The following is a 15,767-nucleotide window of genomic DNA, read 5'->3' on the forward strand; positions in this document are numbered from 1 at the left end:
TAACTTTTATAGATTCTTCTTTGTTTAAGAATATATAAAAGTTTTACAAAATTGGAGAAAGGGTGGGAACGTTTGTGCTGTAGATAGCATAGTACCAGTTCCCTGAGCAACAATTGAAATGGCATTATCCATAATTCCTATGGTTATGATTATTAAGACATAACGTTTTTCAATTCGCCAGTTTTGTCTTGTAATAAAGCCTATTACGAGAAGTGCGGCAATCGCCACTAAATAACGCATCCACACAAGTTCCAGTGGAGGTATGACCGATACTACACTACAACTTTAACAACAACGTACATGCCGCCCCAAATACTTGAAGCTAAAATTAAATATAAAGAACCCAATAAGGTGTTTTTCATTTTTTTGTACCCTCCGTATTTCGTTTAGGTCGAGAATGCCCCTAACGGAGAGATGTAGTCACCTTCACGCCATTAAGAGCAGAAGAGTGCTACTGGTGGTACATCATTTTCAAATAATGGAGTCCAAAACATTTTGATTCACCTCAGTCCTACCACAATTATCTGTGTTTAATTTTAGCAAAGAATATTAGGCATGTGTTTATTAAACTTCTTAGAGTAGATTGTGAAATAGTGTACTTAAAGTAAAGGGTGCTTTAATTCAAGAAGTTTTTAGGCCGATTCCCAAACTGGAAATCGGCTTTTTTTGATTTCATTAAATAAACAGTGTCATAACTCAGAAGAATTGACACCATTCACCATGTCCTATATCACCAAGGTGCGGAAGAGTGTTATAACTTAGTGTCATAAATAAGGCACCAAAGTGGTGGACTACCCATAAGAAAAGAGGTGGGTACCTTTAAGATTCTCCACCTCTTTTCTTATCATAATGTTTTCACTTCCTGTATAGGATTATAATTTTACTTACCATGGTAATGGCAGCTTGCAAGGCCTTTTGTTTGGATGAATATGTTCCTGCAAACTCATGACAATCAACACTTATCTTTTCACAAAGATCTCGATCATTATTAGTGCCAAAACGAAATTCTTCAGGAACTAGATTGTCATTAATGCTAAATTGGAATACATAAGATTCATCATCCAAGAAATACATTAATTCTATGTCAGCTTTTGCAACTCCTTGATAACGAAATTTATAATTTTCAACTTGATATAAAATATCCCCTTGGTGTTCGTAAGAATACTTCATATAAACACTCCTTCTTAAAATTTATTGAAATCTCACAGTTATATACTAATCTTAGTATGTGTTAATAAATTTACCATTTTTTTAAAATTTTGTAATATTTTAAAAAATGTTGGTAATAGTAAAATGTGGAAGTTATTGTTTTTACTAGTCTCATAGAAGCTAGGGCTATTGTTTCTATTACAAAACACGTTAACGAAAAAGAGAAAGATCGAACTATATGGTACGACCATTCAGTGATCTACCCACCGTACATATATAAAAATGAGCAGGGATGTCATGCCGTCATGGCGAAGTATTTTAGGAGTTATTGGAGTCCTATAATGAGGGATAAATAAACGCATAGCACTTGTGATTTAACATAATAGAATTATATAAAAAGGTGAAGGAAAAAATAAGGAGGTTTATTAATGGGATTGTTTGATTTCTTTAAAAGAAAGACTCAAGATGTCGCAGCTACAGTTGAATCAAAAGCAATTATTAATGTTGAGGAAGTACTACAAGAAGAGGAAGTACTACAGGAAGAACAACCGAAAAAAGAAGAGCCAATTAAACGATTAAATTTTTTTATAAAAGGAACGTTCGTAGAACAGCACCAAAAGGCAATTAAAAGGTTAGTTAAAGAATTGAAACAAGCTGAGTATTTTTACTTTGAACCATATGATGGTCTTAAAAACAAAGAAATAAAAGAGGATTATTTTGAAGAAAGAGTATATGAATACGGAGGTCAGCCTTTACCTAAAGGATATTTGGAAAGTGAAGATTCTAATGAATATGATAAAAATGCTATAAAAGTTTTACTTACTAATTTGGATGGAGAAAAGATACATATTGGATATGTTCCGAAGGAATTATGTTTAGAAATTAGAAGTTTAAAAGAAAAATATGTAACTTATGCAGCACCAACTTTAGAAAAGGGTAAATATAAAATGGCTCTTTATGATGAATTCGGAGAAGAAAAGGTAAAAACATACACAGATGAATATGAAATAAAAATATCTTTAAGTTTTTGGGAAACACTTCCGGAATCCTTGAAGAATATTATCTAATTGTTGCTGATTACGAATCGGCTGAGATCTTTTGGTTGTGCCATCTTTCATCGACCTTACTTCTTTCATTCAAAATCAGTGTCTTTTTAACGGTAATGGAAATCATGTTTGAAGAACAAACCCACAAAAAGTACCCTTCATGGGTCTTTTTTGATGCAAAATTGTTTATAGAGCATCCATTTTAGAGTTAGTCCTTAATGAACTAACGGGTGCTTAGCTGAAGATCGGAGCTGTCTTTAAGGCAGCTTTTCTTTATGCAACTATCGGGGCAGGCAGGTTAGTGGGAGAAGGAAATTTCGGTAAGATAGCGAATTATGCAATAATTATGAAACTAAAGGTGATTAACTATGACCACAAGTAAGGTGCAATATCTACGCTCAGGATTAAGAGTCAGGTGTGAAAAGGATGTAAATCCATCAGTAAGACGAACTTGTTTAAGCTTTGCGGTTTGGTTACGTACATATATGGAATTTCCTATAAGGGTTGTTGTATATCTAAAAACGGATTATCAACTTAAAACCAGAGATACAAGAGAACGGGCAAGTGCTACATTTTTTGCACCTTATGATAAAACTGTTGAACCTTACATAAGAATTGCAACAGGAGATTATGAAGAATTAGTTTCAGAAAGAGGAAAAAATGATGCTTTATGGGCAATTTTACGCAGCATGGCTCATGAGATAATCCATTATCAACAATGGCTAGAAGATAGGGAAATGGATGAGAAAGAAGCAGAAAACGGAAGCGAAGAATTATTAGATAGTTACTATGAATTTTTGTAATTTGCTATTCTTGTTGAACAAACAGGTGCGTTAGTTGAGATCCAGAGCAGCCATGTGGTAGCTTTTTTGCTTAATGAACTATAGGGCCAGGATAGTTGAACAACAAAATAAAAAATACCTACTCCAAGCCTTTAATCCCCTGAATAATTTGCATACCTTCAAAATCTTGTGGATGGAGTTTACGCCCCGTTGTATGTAGAGTAGCGATTACTCAAAAATATGCGGTTTATATAGACACTAGCTTATACAACAAGTTAAAAGCATGAGTATAGTGTAGGTATAAAGTGGTGGAGAATTCTAAAAAGAAAAAAGGTGTGTTAAGATTGGTCATTAATAAAACGATAGGAAAAAGTGAGACAAACCCCGAAAAGCCAAAAAATCATATTGAAGTGAGTATCATCATTCCTTCATATAATAAATATCCTCTCAATCAATTGACTCTATATGCTTTGGAAAAACAAACGTTTGACCCGGATAAAATGGAAGTGATTTTTATCAATGATGCCTCTACTGATGAAACGAGAAAGCAACTCAAAAGCTACAATCCTCCATATAATTTCAAATTGATTCATTTTGAACAAAACCAAGGGAGAGCGAAAATAAGAAACGTCGGAATACAAGCAGCAAAAGGAGACATTCTCATTTTTTTGGATGCAGAAATGCTTACTAAGCCCGATTTTGTCGAAAACCACTTTAATTACCACAAATCACAAAAAAACCTGATTGTATCAGGCGCCATGTTTTGTAAGTCTGTTTACACCTGCATTTACCCAAACTTTAAGCAAGAGCAACTAAAAGAAATAGAGAATATTACTAAATCAAATTCTACACTTCACACGCGATATAAGAATTATGTCAGAACAAACCCCAGCCCTTATCCACTGATAGGAAAAAATGAAATTAGCAACCAGGTTTATAAAAATCTTATTAATAGAGTAACATGGTTCAGCACGATTATTAAAGAATACGGAGAGAACTTGTCTGGTTTTCAATTTCCTTGGATGGCATTTTTGACTGGAAATGTATCTATCCGTAAAGAGTTATTGATGCAGACAGGCGGGTTTGATGAAGACTTTGTCGGTTATGGATATGAAGATTGGGAATTAGGATATCGTTTATATAAAGTGGGAGCTAAGTATTTAGTCAAAAAAAATGTAATATCGTACCATCAAGAGCACCCGATTGGCGAAAATAATTGGAAACAAGCCATGAAGAACTACAATGTATTCATCAGGAAGCATCCAGATATAGATATATTGTTTTTATCATTAGAGATTGCACGTTTTACCGATGTTTCCACGATGAATAAAATGCTGTCAGAGTATAAATTATTTATTAGCCGTCACCCAAATGAGTTTCAAGCTTTTCATAATAACTTAAGGGAAATTTTGAAAACGAGTGCATTGTTGCTTCAGATTGATATCCGCCATTTCAATGTTCTTGGAGCAGCCGGATTTGATTCAAATAAAAAGGAACAGCTTCTCAAAGATATAAATACAATAAAAAAATTAAAAAAGTATCCACATTTGACGCATATTATTGAAAAAGTTATTAAATCTAAATGAGGAGTTGAAGAATCATGTTTTCGATTATTACGTGTACAATGAGGGAAGATTTTATCCAAAATGTATTTAATAACTACAATCAGCAAACTTGGAAGGATAAAGAATTAATCATTGTTTTAAATAGTGATACGATGGATTTTGATAAGTGGAAAGAAAAATCGCTGCAATATGATCATGTGCAGGTATACCAATTATCTGAAAAAGCAACGTTGGGAGATTGTTTGAATTTTGGAGTACTTAAATCTAAATATGAATATATTGCAAAGTTTGATGATGATGATTACTACGGTCCCCTATATCTTACTAGTGCGAGTGAAGAGCTAAAGAAAGGAGATATTCATGTATTAGGTAAAAACTCGTATTATATTTTTTTAAAAAAGAAAGAATCGTTAATTTTAGTCTCAGGCGTTGAGAATGATGAGTCAGATACGGTTGCAGGTGCGACGCTAATTATTAAGAAAGAGTTGTTTGAAAAAATTCAATTTGAAAAGATGAATCGAGCAGAGGACTATTTTTTTATCATGGAATGTAAAAAACAGGGATATAAGATATTTTCTTCTAATAAGCATCATTTTGCTGTTATCAGACATGAAGCGGAAAATCATACTTGGAAGGTTGCAGATGATGATTTGATTCAATGGGCTGACTTGGTCGAATACTCTGATGATTATAGATCGATTGTGAACAATGGACAAGGAGGAAAAAGTAAAATGACTATATTACAAAGGGAAAAGGAAAAAACAATTAAACCAAGCATAAAACGAAATAAATTGGAAAAGAACTCACAGAGAGTTGAAAGGTTGAGCAATCCATCAAAAAATCAACAAGATGTAACCGACAAGAATCATTCTAACAAGAAAAGGAATCAAACAAGGTTGAAAAAGGTACTGGAATTACTTCAAAACCAGTTGTACAAATCGGTTCAAAAAAGTGAATTGAAATAGAATCCCGGTTTACTGCCGAGACTCTAGATTTGTTACTCAAGTTTTGCACCCTGAAAATTGACCTCTACAGAGATCATCCAAAGCATAGCTTAAACATATGATTATATTAAACTTATTAAATAAGATTTATTAGGTCTTGTTTATCTTTCTGATTTATAGAAAAAGAGAGGATATTCGCTAATATATTGAACGAACTATCCTCACTTTATGATAGTCTAATTAACATAAGTTATCCGCGTTTTGACGGCAGGCCCTTTTACTATAAACAAATCTAGGCTGTATTTGAAAAAACATAAAAAAAGAGCTACTTTTATTAGTAGCCCTGCTTTCTTGGTAATCACTAATATGTTTCGCAATACTTTCTTCATCACTATTGTCAAAGGTATATTGGATACAAAAATTAATAAGATCACTTTTAGAGATAGAACGGTGATTTTCTGAAATTTTGTCATCTAATTCCTTTTTGTATAAAAACCAACCTTTTTTTTCTTTAACTATCCTTTTCTTAGCACCAACTACTTTTCCAGGTGTACCATCTGAAATATATAAACTTGTGTTGAAAATAAAAACCCGTCTGGATACCTAATCTTTTCTATATATCTTTTATTACGGTAATAATTTCTTTCTACTATTACTTGATCTTTATCATTTTTAAGAATTCCTTTTTTTTCATCCATCATCATAATGTTCTGTTACTTCTATTTGAAGCTCTAGAAAATTAGGTTTATATTCTTTTTTAAACAATTCTGTTGGCCGTTCGTAAAAGTACACTTTTGCGAACGGGGTATTTTTGCTTTATATGGGCTGTTTAATACGTCCGCAAAACTTCTAAAAAATTTTACGAACGTTCGCTTGTGTTCATATACTTTTACGAACGTTTTTATTTGAATAATAGAAAAAGGAATGAAAATGAGGTAGGTACAGATGGATGGTCGAAAGTTTGGATACATCAGAGTTAGCAGCAAGGATCAAAATGAGGGACGGCAACTCGAAGCTATGAAAGAAAAGGGGATAGGCGAACGAGATATTTTTATGGACAAACAAAGTGGCAAGGATTTCAATCGAACCCAATATCAGTTGCTTAAACGAATGTTGAGAAAAGGAGATGTACTATACATCCATTCCTTAGATCGTTTTGGCCGGAACAAAGAAGAGATTCTTCAGGAGTGGAATGATATCACAAAAAATATTCAGGCGGATATCGTGGTCATGGATATGCCGTTGTTGGATACTACTCAGTATAAAGATAGTCTAGGTACATTCATTGCAGATTTAGTACTGCAAATTCTTTCCTGGATGGCGGAGGAAGAACGGGACCGCATCCGGAAACGTCAACGTGAAGGAAATGATATGGCATTGAAAAACGGTGTGCCCTTCGGCCGACCGAAAGCTCAAATAACGGAAGAATTTAAAGAAGTCTAGGAGTTTTGGAAAGCAGCAGAGATAACAGCCGTTAAAGCCATGACGAAATTGGGCGTTAAAAAGACAACTTTTTATAAGCTGGTAAAGGAATATGAAAAAGACTTTTAAAATTTCACTATATAGATAGAAGAAACTCGTCAAATAAGTAGCTTTTTCCACGGGAGAAAGGAAAGGGCAGATTTTAATGAACCAGAAGTGGCTCGGCTGTACTACACATATTCATACAGTCATATTGTGAAAGCAAACGTCATTAACTGTGCGTTAAAGATGTACAGTGAGTGACGTTTGCTTTTACTTGAACTATCGGGGCAGGATTGTTGAACAAGGAATGATAGAATAAGGGGTACATTTATTAACAAAATTGGATATGGAGATATATATGATGTTTAGACTAAATACATTAGTACCAGAGTTATCAGTTTCAGATATAAATAAAAGTCTTAATTTTTATTTAAACATTCTCTCGTTTAAGTTAGAGTATCAACGCCCAGAAGATAAATTCGCTATGCTATCATTAAATGACTGTCAAATTATGATTGAAGAGATAAATGGTTATTGGCAGACAGGGGAGTTATCATATCCTTTTGGGAGGGGAATTAACTTTCAAATAACGGTAAGTGATATTAACGAATTATATAAGAGTCTTAGAAAGCATCAGTACCCGATTAAGATGGAAATTCAGGAGAATTGGTATAGAGCAGATACTAAATTAAGAGGACAAAAGGAATTTTTAATCATGGACCCAGACGGATATTTATTAAGATTCGTCCAAAGCTTGGGGGAAAGAGAAAATGAAGGAGTTCCAGTTGTTGGTGATTAACTTGTTTTCATGGAAAACTGCATGTAATTAATTGTATCTCGTTAATGAACTAACGGGTGCGTTAGCTGAAGATCGGAGCTGTATATTTTTTTTCATTATTGGGGGGTGTTCATTTAAAGAAGAGAAATCAAACGAACTATACATTATTCCTAAAGACTTCGAGGGCTCTGTTTTGGTTATATTTGGTATCCCAAATGAACCTGTGTTAAAAAAAGAAGGAAAATATACGACCATACCAATAGAACTTAAGAATTTGACTGCATTTGAAGGCACAGAAATACAACATTATGGTGTTTACCTTACCTCTACTCTATATAAGGATGTGGATAAAACGGTAACCAACAAATACTATTATGTAGATGAAAATGAACATCGATCAGCAATTAATGAGCAATGTGTCCACTTATCGAGAAGTGGAAGTTTTACGGGAGAAAACCGGAAGGAAATTCCTTTTCTAAGCTATACACATAAAGCAATTAATTCTTGAGCTTGATATTTACTTGTACGTAGAACAAAACCAACTTCTTTAGCTAATTGTTGTAGAGAAGATGGAGATAAGTAGTTTTGTTCGTCTGAAACAGAAAAACTCATAGAAAACGCCATCCTTCCTGTATATATCTACAAAAAGAATAGCGTTTTTATGATGATACAAATTCACCTTAGCTGATGGCGATATGGCGATGGGGTCCTACCAGTAAAACGAGGAAAACATACGCTAAGGAAAATATTGTAGAAAAAAATGGTTATTGTCTGTTAATTTATACCAATAACGGTTATTAAACTGCTATTTTGGTTATTTGTTTTTGGTTTTTCTTTTGGTTATAGAAAACCTTCAAGAAAGCCACGCTACGAACTGCATCTTAAAAATTCACCAAAAACGAGGGTTTATGGTGAAAAATATCCTTAGCGTATAAAAAGCCTGCTTTTTAATTCCAAAAAATGTCTTACCGTATGTTTTCAGCGAAATGTTGGCGGGACATATAGAAATACTCCTGCTTCATTTTGAGTGACCACCGAAAGCTCTAACCGTAAGTCAGCGTTATTCATAAATGTTCACCTCGTTATTACGTTAAATTCTAGAAGATAACGCTGTTTTTCTACAAGGAAAACAGTAAAACCATATGGTGCATTTTATTCCTGTATCCCGGGGGCATGGAGGGACTTATGAAGGTAATGTATATCCACGCACTTATTTTAAGAACTTATTAGATAGCCTCTTTGTTTGTCTTATTAGATTCATCTATTTTCGATTTACTTCTTGTGAACTCAATAATCATGCAGATTACAAGAATAGCCAATAAAATGGCGGAAGCGATTTGTGTACCATTTTCTAATCCTAGTCCGCCTTTTTCTTGAGGTTTAATCAAGTAATCTCCGAAAGTAGCTCCGAAAGGACGAGTCAACACGAATCCTACCCAGAATAAAAACACTCTATTCATATTCGTAAACCAATAAGCTAAAATAACTAATAATATTAACCCGCCTGTGACCATTGCGCCTTGAGCAATCGTTAGTCCTAATCCTTGTTCCATATAACTACCTCCACCGGCTAACTTTCCGACTCCTTCAGCCTTGTGCGATAAAAAATCTCCTGCCGCTGTTCCTAATGTATTAGAAACTAGAATGGCCATCCAATATAAAACTTCAACTCGTTTTGTTGCAATACTTTTAACGTTTAATGTTGGCTCAGTGAAATACCAAAATAAAAAAATAATAACCAGCAAACTAATTAATATAAGAGAACCTTTCATATATCCTATACCTAATGAACGGTCCATATAGTCAGAAAATGCTGTTCCCGCAAGACTTGTTGATAGAATAACAGTCCAATAGACAGGAGGTATATATTTCTTAACAAACAATTGAATGGTTAAAAAGACAGCAAAAACACCTACGAAAAACAGAAATGGAATTAAATAATTATCTTCTGTTCCAGGAACAGTAACCAAATCGCTACCTGTTTCTCCCAACGTTGTCGCAGCGATCTTCATAATCCAAAATAGGAGTGCCAATTGAGGAATCTTGTTAATCGACGAATTTACGATTTTTTTTGCAGTTGACATTTAAATTTCATTCCCTTCCCTTTTATTTTTAATTTAAATTACAATTTATAATCTCATATAATGATGAAAGGAAGATGAAAAGAAGATGAAAAGAAGATGAAAGGAAGATGAAAATAAGATAAAAATAAGATGGAATTAGGTAAGCATTTGATGTGTTTTTTCTAGGAATTCTCATTCTCTCCTTGGAATATGATTACTGAAATATCATGATCATTTTTGTCGTTTTGGTATTCTTCTGCTTATAAGATTTGAATCGTCTACACTTATCTGGACAGAAGTTTTAAGGGCAGCTACACTTAACTCACTACAGATAAGGGAGCACTCACCCAAAATGACCAAGCGAGAACGCCGTACGTTTACTTCCGAATTTAAACAAAAGATCATTCAACTCTACCAAAATGGGAAAAACGGAAAGGCTCTTATTGAAGAATATGAACTTACTCCTTCTTCTTTAGACCGGTGGATACAACAGAGTGAAAACACAGGTTCTTTTAAAGAAAAGGCTATGTTAAATAGCTAGATGAGGGGATTCACGATAATCAATAATTATCCTCTGTCTTCGAAATACTGAACAATTGGTGTAATGTCCAGTGGATTCCAATACAATGGGAGGACGTCCCCCTGATACATCTTCTACTTCTCTAATAAAATCTAGAAGATTAGCTAACCCTTCAAGCGTATGTGCTACTTTAAAACTCTTTTTATATGGTTTCTTTTTATCCAAGAATGCTGAACCTGACTTTCACTTTAGCCACATCCAGACCAATGACCGGATTCATACATTACCCCTCATAAAATAAAATCACCGGTACCCCCTAATTCCTTCTTGTAGTGTCATAGCTTCACTTGTTATACGAGATCATAGTCCCAACCAGCCTCGAGCATGTTTCTACAAGTAGGGGGAACTGTTTAGTTGACCGGGTCAAATCCCCACGGGTGCTTACGTTCACCCCGGCTACCGGAAGAATATATCGATATAAAAAAAGGTCAGCCAGAAATAACTGGCTGACCTCAGTTTGTCGACAAAAGGGGTTCGGAATGTTTTAATTCCGAACCCCTTTTGATATTTTCTTGGAATTTTGCTCAAGATTAAGAGTATAGGTCTCTACGAGCACACCATGTTAGGCCATTTTTGTACCTCGCCATGTCCAATTGGCCATTTTCATTAAATTCATGGCAGCGAAAGTAAGCATCGCCTGCATCGACAATTTTTTAAGTCCCCTTAAAGTAGTCCAACGAATACCATGCTTTTCTTTTGCATCTACGAATACACGCTCAATTGTTTCTTTACGTTTCGAATAGATCGATTTTACATCTTGATGAGGACGCAGGTGATCTGCTTCTTCCATATTTTCTTGCCAGAGATGGGGCGTCACCACTTTTTGATGGTCTTTGCTTTCTGTACATTGTGATAAAAATGAACATGTCTTACAAATGTGTTTGGGAGAGTTATACTCGCGATATCCCTCTTTATTTGTTGTTGAGTACTTTAAAACCTCGCCCGAAGGGCAAAGGTAACAATCAAAATGTTCATCGTAAACATACTCATGTTTGCGGAAGAATCCTTCTTTTGTCCGTGTTCGTGTATAGGGTAAAGCCGGTATGGGAGAGCTGAAGGGGCATGATTTTAATAAAGTACTGCTGTAGTTGTATCACTTTTGTGTGGGGATAAAGAGGATTTAGAGAAATAATATATTAAGAATAAAAGAGCTTGATGAGTAGATAATAATAGAGAAAATCTCTATGAACAATCCACATATTGTAAAGTTTTTTGACATTTAGAGTGGTTTTTTTGAATATTTTAAATCGTAATTTTTGGATTGAAATCAATACAAAATTCAGTAAAAAAATGGAGATGAGTTCATTGTGTAAAAATCCATCTATGTCTGATAAAAGCGCATCTGCCCCATCACTGGGCCCATCATATTTTGAATAAGGTTCCAGAAGTCACGATCTACTTCTGGATCATCAAGATCTTGGCAACCACGGTGGGTGAGACGGCCGCAGACTTCCTAATTTTTAACCTGCACTGGGGCATGACCAACACGACCTTAGTCATGACACTTTCATCTTTCTCATCACGCTATTCTTCCAGTTTAGGGCTAGGAAGTACGTACCAGGAATCTACTGGCTCGCTGTCGTTCTGATTAGCATTGTCGGCACGCTGAACACCGACAACCTCGTGGACAACTACGGTGTCGCTTTAGGAACGACGACCATACTCTTCACCCTAGCGCTGATTGTGACCTTCGTGGTTTGGTACGCGAATGAGAGGACTCTGTCCATTCACTCCATCTACACGCCGAGGAGGGAAGCGTTTTACTGGTTAGCCATCCTATTTACCTTCGCTTTGGGTATTGCCCGCCGGTGACCTCATAGCAGAGGGTATCAACATGGGTTATTGGAAGTCAGCGCTTATGTTCGCCGCACTGATCGCGGTGGTGACCATCGCCTACTACTTCTTTAAAATAAATGCAGTGCTGGCATTTTGGATTGCCTACATCCTGACCCGTCCTCTGGGCGCCTCTCTTGGCGACTTCCTGTCACAGCCGCACAAAGAGGGTGGTCTTGGTTTGAGTACAGTGGGAACAAGCATAATTTTTCTAGTAACCATCTTAAGCTTGGTCATCTATCTAACCAAGACAAGGAAGGACGAGAGTTCACAACCGCGCTCAGAAGACTAAAACGAGCTATATTTGAAACAAGGAATGGTTTCTATTTGGAATAAAAATAGAGTTGCTCATATGAGTAATAATACAAGAAAGGCTTTAAAAGGCTGCCGAGGCAGTCTTTTTTTCAATTAGAAAGGGGAGGACCAACTTTTTAAACGAGGGATCACGATAGAATGCTGAGTGAAGCAATAACTTGATTATTTTTTTTGATTGAAAGATTAGAAGATTTTAATGAAACTCTAATCAAAGTCTTATGCCTTCTTCATTCAGTCTTTATTTCTGTAGGGTAAGATATTAACTGTAGTAAATAATATATTTGGAGGGTTTTTAATGAATAAGAAAATTAAAAAGTATGTCATTCCTGCGATTGCCGCCACAATTATTGGTGGTGGGGCAACGAGTTCAGCGTTTGTATTTGCCTCAACAAAGGACAAGCCCGTGGAGCAGCAAGAGATGAGTGATAAACAAGAAAGTGCAGCTTTAGCGAAAAAGGCGAAATTGACCGAAGCGGAAAGTAAAAAAATTGCGCTAGAGAAAGTGCCGGGTACCGTTAAGGATGTTGAGTTGGAAGATGAAGACGGAACGGTTGTATATGGAGTAGAGGTGCAAGCGAAAGACGGAAGTAAACAAGATGTCAAAATTGACGCACAGACAGGTAAAATCGTAAAAGTTGAATCTGATGACGAAGAAGAGAATGGCAATGAAGAGAATGACGGAGAAGAGAATGATAAGCAGGAACAAGCCGCTTTAGCGAAAAAAGCAAAATTGACCGAAGCGGAAAGTAAAAAAATTGCGCTAGAGAAAGTGCCGGGTACCGTTAAGGATGTTGAGTTGGAAGATGAAGACGGAACGGTTGTATATGGAGTAGAGGTGCAAGCGAAAGACGGAAGTAAACAAGATGTTAAAATTGACGCACAGACAGGTAAAATCGTAAAAGTTGAATCTGATGATGAAGATAAAAATGAAAATGATAAAGAATAAGTGAATGGTGTTTAAAAAGTAGTACAATAATAATGATACACATTTGAACATGATGAAAATAGTGAAGGGTGTCCATCAAATTTCATGGCACCCTTTTTGTTTAAATAAAATAAATCAGGGGCCTTGTATGAAAAAAATATTGATTATAGAAGATGAAGAAAACTTATCACAATTTATTCGTTTAGAGTTGGAGTATGAAGGCTATGAAGTGGTTACTGCTTTTAATGGTAGAGAGGGTTTGACCAAAGCCTTAAATGAGAATGTTGACCTTATTTTATTAGATTTAATGCTACCTGGTCTAAATGGGATTGAAGTATGCAGAAGAATTCGTTCCAGTATGGATGATACTCCGATTATCATGATCACGGCTAGAGACAGCGTATTAGATAAAATTTCTGGCTTGGATAGTGGGGCGGATGATTATATTTCAAAACCGTTCCAAATTGAGGAACTGTTAGCAAGAATGAGGGCGATTTTCAGAAGAACTGAAATTCCTTTAATTAACAAAAAATTAAGCTACAAAGATTTGGACTTGGATTTGGAATCCAGAATCGTAAAACGAGGAAATGAAATTATAGAACTTACAAAGAAAGAATTCGATTTACTGTTTTTGTTAATGAAAAACGTGAATAGAGTGTTGACAAGAGAATTCATATTAGAAGAAATATGGGGATATGACACTATCATTGAGACGAATATTGTAGATGTATATATAAGCTATCTAAGATCAAAAGCGGATGGAAAGGAAAAGGAATCTTATATTCAAACCGTTAGAGGTACAGGATACGTATTAAGAGATTAAAGGTGGATGAACAACATGTTGAATAGGGTGTCTATTAAATGGAAAATGACCATTTTTTCTGCCATATTAATATTTTTAATTTTTATTTTCTGTAACCTTATTCAACTCATTCTTATTCAGACATTTACTTCTAAACAAGAAGAACACCAATTATATAAACGTTCGGAGGAAATCCGTACGATTATCATGGAGCAATCCAAGCACGTTAGCGGGAAAGACTTGTTAGTTTCGGAAGACCTCTTTGAAAAAATTGTTGAAAGAAATGAAATGATAAGAGTTCTGGATAAGGATGGAAATGAATTATATAACATTTCTAATGACTTTCCGGATCAGGATAGGGTATTGAAAAATGGTTTTTACCGTATGAAAGAGGATGGAGAAGATTTACTTCTAATAAAAGAGCCATTAAGAGTGGATTCCTTTAACGGTACACTGGAAATTGGAAAGAATATTGAAACCTTCGATACGTTTATGGAAAAAGTAATCTGGGTCTTGGTGTTGGGGACATTTTTGTCATTAGCACTAAGTCTTGTAAGTGGTTGGTTTTTGGTAAGGAAACTGTTATCTCCACTTACTCTAATGACGAATACGATGAGAAAAATTGAAGACAATCAATTCCAGGAACGAGTGCCTGTCATGGAATCAAAAGATGAATTCTCGCAGCTTAGTATAATTTTTAATTCCATGATGGATAGGATTGAGGCCTCAATCGCACAACAAAAAAGATTTGTTGAAGATGCATCACATGAACTTCGAACTCCATTAGCCATTATTCATGGACATCTTTCTCTATTACAAAGATGGGGAAAAAATAAACAAGACGTATTAGAAAGCTCGCTGCACACAAGCATTAAGGAAACAGACAGAATGATTGAGTTAACCAATGAGTTATTATTACTTACTCGAATGGATAAGCAGAAAGAAGTGCAAGGTTCTTTCATTCCTTGTAATGGTTTAGAGACAATAAATGAGGTACTTAACGATTACCAGCTGATTCATGAATCATTAAAAATAAACAGAGAGGAAATGGTCCATGGTGAGACCTTGCTTGCAATTCCTGAGGAGCAGTTGAAGCGACTTCTCATCATTATCCTTGATAACGCAATAAAGTACAGTGGTGAAAATAAAGAGGTAATCATAAAAACCAGTAGTGAGAAAGATAAATATAAAATTGAGATCCATGATAATGGATATGGCATCAGTCAAGAGGACATGCCATATATTTTCGATCGTTTCTATAGAGTGGATAAGGCACGTAGCAGGGGTAAGGGAGGAAACGGTCTTGGTCTGTCCATCGCTAAAGATATCACGGAGGAATATAAAGGTGACATTTTAGCTGAGAGTACGATCGGTAAAGGTACAGCAATCATTCTTCTAATACCTTATTCATGGTGAATGATTGTTGTAAGCTAGGTGCAAAGCTGAATAAATATAAGAATATTGATAGGAGATAAAAATGATGATTGAGACAAATAGCCTAACGAAAAAGTATGATAATGG

12 protein-coding genes and 4 pseudogenes are annotated in these 15,767 nt (G+C 35.3%); 12 read left to right on the plus strand and 4 right to left on the minus strand.

Annotation, left to right across the window (positions count from 1 at the left end):
- Nucleotides 1-72 precede the first annotated feature (72 nt).
- Nucleotides 73-362 (minus strand): annotated as a pseudogene (locus tag ACFVS1_RS07280) (EamA family transporter); the annotation flags it as partial.
- Nucleotides 363-855: 493 nt separating this feature from the next.
- A complete protein-coding gene (locus ACFVS1_RS07285) occupies nucleotides 856-1,170 on the minus strand; it encodes a hypothetical protein (RefSeq protein ID WP_352922740.1) in 315 nt (104 codons plus the stop codon).
- A 407-nt stretch (nucleotides 1,171-1,577) separates the two neighbouring features.
- Between ACFVS1_RS07285 and ACFVS1_RS07290 the strand changes: the two genes are divergently transcribed.
- The 7 genes and pseudogenes from ACFVS1_RS07290 to ACFVS1_RS07320 all read left to right on the plus strand — a co-directional run bounded on the left by ACFVS1_RS07290 (nucleotide 1,578) and on the right by ACFVS1_RS07320 (nucleotide 8,236).
- The gene (locus ACFVS1_RS07290; RefSeq protein WP_387546010.1) at nucleotides 1,578-2,216 is read left to right on the plus strand and encodes a hypothetical protein; all 639 of its coding nucleotides are present in this window, start codon (nucleotides 1,578-1,580) and stop codon (nucleotides 2,214-2,216) included.
- A 347-nt stretch (nucleotides 2,217-2,563) separates the two neighbouring features.
- A complete protein-coding gene (locus ACFVS1_RS07295) occupies nucleotides 2,564-2,998 on the plus strand; it encodes a hypothetical protein (RefSeq protein ID WP_387546012.1) in 435 nt (144 codons plus the stop codon).
- Nucleotides 2,999-3,285: 287 nt separating this feature from the next.
- Nucleotides 3,286-4,563 (plus strand): glycosyltransferase family 2 protein, encoded by a 1,278-nt coding sequence (locus tag ACFVS1_RS07300; RefSeq protein WP_387546015.1) that lies wholly within the window; start codon nucleotides 3,286-3,288, stop codon nucleotides 4,561-4,563.
- Between the two features lie 14 nt (nucleotides 4,564-4,577).
- Entirely contained in the window at nucleotides 4,578-5,507 is a 930-nt protein-coding gene (locus ACFVS1_RS07305) for a glycosyltransferase family 2 protein (protein WP_387546018.1), read from the plus strand.
- 924 nt (nucleotides 5,508-6,431) lie between these two features.
- Nucleotides 6,432-7,037, plus strand: a pseudogene (locus ACFVS1_RS07310) (recombinase family protein).
- A 274-nt stretch (nucleotides 7,038-7,311) separates the two neighbouring features.
- Nucleotides 7,312-7,749, plus strand: a complete 438-nt coding sequence (locus tag ACFVS1_RS07315; protein ID WP_387546021.1) for a bleomycin resistance protein — start codon at nucleotides 7,312-7,314, stop codon at nucleotides 7,747-7,749.
- 31 nt (nucleotides 7,750-7,780) lie between these two features.
- Nucleotides 7,781-8,236, plus strand: a complete 456-nt coding sequence (locus tag ACFVS1_RS07320; RefSeq protein ID WP_387546023.1) for a DUF6843 domain-containing protein — start codon at nucleotides 7,781-7,783, stop codon at nucleotides 8,234-8,236.
- A 718-nt stretch (nucleotides 8,237-8,954) separates the two neighbouring features.
- Here ACFVS1_RS07320 and ACFVS1_RS07325 read toward each other — a convergent pair.
- The gene (locus ACFVS1_RS07325; protein ID WP_387546025.1) at nucleotides 8,955-9,812 is read right to left on the minus strand and encodes a COG4705 family protein; all 858 of its coding nucleotides are present in this window, start codon (nucleotides 9,810-9,812) and stop codon (nucleotides 8,955-8,957) included.
- 331 nt (nucleotides 9,813-10,143) lie between these two features.
- Between ACFVS1_RS07325 and ACFVS1_RS07330 the strand changes: the two genes are divergently transcribed.
- Nucleotides 10,144-10,332, plus strand: coding sequence for a helix-turn-helix domain-containing protein (locus ACFVS1_RS07330; RefSeq protein ID WP_387546027.1), 189 nt, complete (start codon nucleotides 10,144-10,146; stop codon nucleotides 10,330-10,332).
- A 601-nt stretch (nucleotides 10,333-10,933) separates the two neighbouring features.
- On the opposite strand, the pseudogene ACFVS1_RS07335 reads toward ACFVS1_RS07330, so the two are convergent.
- Nucleotides 10,934-11,416 (minus strand): annotated as a pseudogene (locus ACFVS1_RS07335) (transposase); the annotation flags it as partial.
- A gap of 278 nt (nucleotides 11,417-11,694) precedes the next feature.
- On the opposite strand from ACFVS1_RS07335, the pseudogene ACFVS1_RS07340 reads away from it, so the two are divergent.
- The 4 genes and pseudogenes from ACFVS1_RS07340 (at nucleotide 11,695) to ACFVS1_RS07355 (ending at nucleotide 15,662) form a co-directional block, all read left to right on the plus strand.
- A pseudogene (locus ACFVS1_RS07340) lies at nucleotides 11,695-12,496 on the plus strand (COG4705 family protein).
- 318 nt (nucleotides 12,497-12,814) lie between these two features.
- Nucleotides 12,815-13,465, plus strand: coding sequence for a PepSY domain-containing protein (locus tag ACFVS1_RS07345; RefSeq protein WP_387546030.1), 651 nt, complete (start codon nucleotides 12,815-12,817; stop codon nucleotides 13,463-13,465).
- A 127-nt stretch (nucleotides 13,466-13,592) separates the two neighbouring features.
- Entirely contained in the window at nucleotides 13,593-14,267 is a 675-nt protein-coding gene (locus tag ACFVS1_RS07350; RefSeq protein ID WP_387546033.1) for a response regulator transcription factor, read from the plus strand.
- Between the two features lie 15 nt (nucleotides 14,268-14,282).
- Nucleotides 14,283-15,662: a HAMP domain-containing sensor histidine kinase gene (locus ACFVS1_RS07355; protein WP_387546035.1), complete on the plus strand. Its 1,380-nt coding sequence runs from the start codon at nucleotides 14,283-14,285 to the stop codon at nucleotides 15,660-15,662.
- Nucleotides 15,663-15,767: the final 105 nt, after the last annotated feature.

It is taken from the genome of Peribacillus sp. NPDC058075 (assembly GCF_042885195.1).
Classification (GTDB): Bacteria; Bacillota; Bacilli; order Bacillales; family DSM-1321; genus Peribacillus.